The sequence below is a fragment of the Xanthomonas cissicola genome (assembly GCF_008801575.1).
Classification (GTDB): Bacteria; Pseudomonadota; Gammaproteobacteria; order Xanthomonadales; family Xanthomonadaceae; genus Xanthomonas; species Xanthomonas cissicola.
On the sequence record NZ_VZPL01000154.1, the window covers coordinates 1 to 2,957 of the forward strand.

The 2,957-nt window shown below is 58.3% G+C and carries 3 protein-coding genes and 3 pseudogenes; 3 read left to right on the top strand and 3 right to left on the bottom strand.

Annotated elements, in window-relative coordinates; genetic code table 11:
• A pseudogene (locus tag F7R02_RS27625) lies at positions 1-68 on the bottom strand (transposase); the annotation flags it as partial.
• A gap of 67 nt (positions 69-135) precedes the next feature.
• Here F7R02_RS27625 and F7R02_RS24715 point away from each other — a divergent pair.
• From F7R02_RS24715 to F7R02_RS24725, 3 genes and pseudogenes are all read left to right on the top strand, one after another.
• Positions 136-261, top strand: a pseudogene (locus tag F7R02_RS24715) (SymE family type I addiction module toxin); the annotation flags it as partial.
• An 89-nt stretch (positions 262-350) separates the two neighbouring features.
• The gene (locus tag F7R02_RS27105; protein ID WP_078590093.1) at positions 351-980 is read left to right on the top strand and encodes a hypothetical protein; all 630 of its coding nucleotides are present in this window, start codon (positions 351-353) and stop codon (positions 978-980) included.
• 14 nt (positions 981-994) lie between these two features.
• Positions 995-2,461 carry an XVIPCD domain-containing protein gene (locus tag F7R02_RS24725; RefSeq protein WP_172397239.1) on the top strand — a complete coding sequence of 489 codons (1,467 nt, stop codon included), beginning with the start codon at positions 995-997 and terminating at the stop codon, positions 2,459-2,461.
• A 28-nt stretch (positions 2,462-2,489) separates the two neighbouring features.
• Here the strand turns inward: F7R02_RS24725 and F7R02_RS24730 are convergent, their stop codons facing one another.
• Together F7R02_RS24730 and F7R02_RS24735 are read right to left on the bottom strand one after the other, a co-directional pair.
• Positions 2,490-2,708, bottom strand: a complete 219-nt coding sequence (locus F7R02_RS24730) for a hypothetical protein (protein WP_151210292.1) — start codon at positions 2,706-2,708, stop codon at positions 2,490-2,492.
• A pseudogene (locus F7R02_RS24735) lies at positions 2,705-2,957 on the bottom strand (integrase core domain-containing protein); the annotation flags it as partial. The pseudogene F7R02_RS24735 and the gene F7R02_RS24730, both read right to left, overlap by 4 nt.

Below are 2,957 nucleotides of genomic sequence, written 5' to 3' on the forward strand. Positions count from 1 at the left end.
ATCGCCACGCCGCTTTCGGCTTCGCGCAGAAAGCCGATGACCTGCTCGTCAGTAAAACGTTTCTTCACGTCCAATCTCCTCGGGGTAGGGAATTGGACTCCAAACTGAGGCGCTACTCAAAATTGGGTGGACGTCGTATGGCTGGAACAACTGGGCTTTGCCATCGGCACCAAGCTGCGCATCACCGCGAGCGAAGGACAGTTGCTGATGGAGGTGTTGCCGCCGGTGGAGGTGCCGGCCAAGGCGCGCAGCGTGCGGTGATGATGGTGCGGCTGCCAGACCCCTTGCGATTGACCTCGGTGCCGGATGCCACTAGCGTCGCAGCCACACCAGCGCACAACGGACGCTTCATGATCGCGCGCCCCCTCTACGCCTTGCTCGCCACCCTCGCTCTGGGCGCATGCGCCCACACGGCGGCCACCCCAGCACCGGCAACCGTCACGGAGACATCTGCCATGAGTTCCTCAGCCGATCACGTACCTGCAGATCCTTCCAAAGGTGGACCACGTACCGCGCAGGAAGCATTGGAGCGGGTACTGGAGCTGATTCGCACAAGCACCAGTATTGAATCGTTCACTGCCGATTATGTGTCTCGAGCAATGGGCCAGTCGGTACAGCATCGTGGTGATGGTTCCGGGCGGTTCGGTGCCAGCGGAGTGCTGACCCAAAACTGGAACTACGGGTTTGGTGTCAACAAAACCGAAATAAAGGGTGCATGGTTCGAGTTCCTGTTCCTGCCTAATCCGCCAGAAGCGTCTCCGTCTATGTCGGATATCTGCCAGATCGACTTCGAGGCATTTGCGGCGCACCTCGAAAAAATGGGTTTCTCGCGACAACGCAATCTTGTCGAAGATGGGCGATGGATGAGCGATATCTTTCAACGCCCAGGGATGCGCGTAGAGCTCTTCCCGCGTGGCGAGGCTGACGAACCTTTAGCGCGCACCACTCATCAGTGCGTCGAGTGGGTTCAAATTCGCTAATCCAAGGAGCGGACATGTTGAGCCAAGAAGCAAGTGCCGTGGTGGCGTCATTCGGTCAGCAACCAGGTGTCACACGTGAGCATCTGGACAACTTCAACCGGGTCCTGAACGATTCGCCCGAGTTGACCCGCCAGATCAACGAGGCGGTGCAGAAAAAGGTGCTGAAAGGCTTCGCGCCGTTAAACGATCCGCATGCGGGAGGCACCTATGATCCACGCGATCAGGAAATTCACCTGCCGCTTGCAGCGCTGGTGAATGATGCCAACGGCAAGCATGCAGCAGCAGGCGATTTGACTTTCGTCTTGGGACATGAAATTCAGCATAGTCTTTACAGTCCCACTGCTGCGCTTGCGCGGGAACAGTTCAAAACAGAGGCAATAAAAATTGCCCGTAGCACGCACGATTACACTGCTGCTGGCGAGAAGGTGCTGGCCAGTAACCGTACGGACGAAGCAACGGCCGAAATAGCCGGATGGAACGCTATCGTGATCGCGGTAAAGAGTCGTAATCCTAATCCTACGCTTGAGGATGTATACCTGTTTGCGGATGGTCGGGCCAGAGATTTCGTCACGCGCAGCGGTTATCCAAGCGTCTATACGCCCAAGGCAAACCTGGCGTTCAATAGCGACCTGACGTTGTCGCCCACGGCGGGTAATGTCGAGGCAATGGGAGTGAATTACTTCGACAAATCGGTCAAGGACACCCGTATCGGTCATGCGGGCCAGTCCGACTACGTCAACCATTACGGTCCGTGGGTGGTCGGCACAGCTGCCATCTACGAGCGACACTACAACAAGTCAAAGCCCGGCGAGCCGGAGCAGCCAATGATCCTGGACATGCAGCGCCTGGGATTCAAAGAAGAAATTTTGGAGCACAACGGCATTGACCTGGGCAGTGACCCCCGTCCCATGCCATACCTGGACAGTCGTACGCAGCCGCCAACCCCTGGGCTCTTCCAGCACAGCAAGGACACTCACCTGCACGTCTCGCCGATTTCTGCCCAGGCGCTGGAGCAGGAGCTGCGAGAGCGCGACCCACAATCGCCAAGTTCCCTGGCGCAGACGCCTTCACAGACAGGCCACCCAGACCACGCGCTGTACCAGCAGATCAAAGATGGTGTGATGCAGCTCGACACCCGGCACGGCAAAGAGTGGGACGGGGCAAGCCAGCGCATGACTGCCAGCCTGCTTGCGCTGGCAAAAGAGGAAGTGTTGTCGCGGGTGGATCATGTAGTGCTCAACAACCCAACAGGTCAGCTGGCCGGCGGCGAGAAGGTCTTTGTCGTCCAGGGCGCCCTCAACGACCCGGCACACCAGCGTGCACACATGCCGACGGTGGACGCCGTGCAGACAGCAGAGGCCAAGTCGTTCGATCGCCTGCAGGCAATCAATCAGACTCAATCCCGGGCACGCGAACAGCAGCAGGCGCTGGAGCAGTCGCAGCAAGCCGTTACCCAGGCCGGTCCGTCAATGACGCGTTGAGTAGGAATAACGGGGTCAGGTTCACTTATCAGTCGACGGTGTTCGGTTTGCGTGGCCGATGAGCGGGCCTGACGCCTGCAAAGCGGTGGGTCTTGGCTTCGACCATTGCGCGGAATGCGTCATGGCCCAGGGCTCGCTGCTGCTGTAGATGAAGACGAATACGAATACTGGCGAGCAGTTCGTCGGAGAGGGCTTCATCGAGCAGAGCACGGTAGGCGTTGGATCGTTCCGTAAGCTCCCCCGTCAAGCAAACACTTCAAAAGTAGAGATTCCGGTGTGCTTGTTGCGGTACTCGACCGGGGTCATTCCGCCGAGCGAATCATGGGATCTTGCTTCGTTGTAGTCGATCATCCACCAGTGGGCGGCTTTGCGCACCTCGTCGAGGCAGGCGAAGAGATTCAGGTCGAGCACTTCCTCGCGGAACGTACGATTGAAGCGCTCAATGAAGGCATTCTGATTTGGCTTTCCCGGCTGGATGTACTGTAGTGCGACGCCA

Coding starts and splice junctions, on each gene's coding strand:
- F7R02_RS24725 (WP_172397239.1), top strand. CDS start 995: ATGTTGAGCCAAGAAGCAAGTGCCGTGGTGGCGTCATTCGGTCAGCAA.
- F7R02_RS27105 (WP_078590093.1), top strand. CDS start 351: ATGATCGCGCGCCCCCTCTACGCCTTGCTCGCCACCCTCGCTCTGGGC.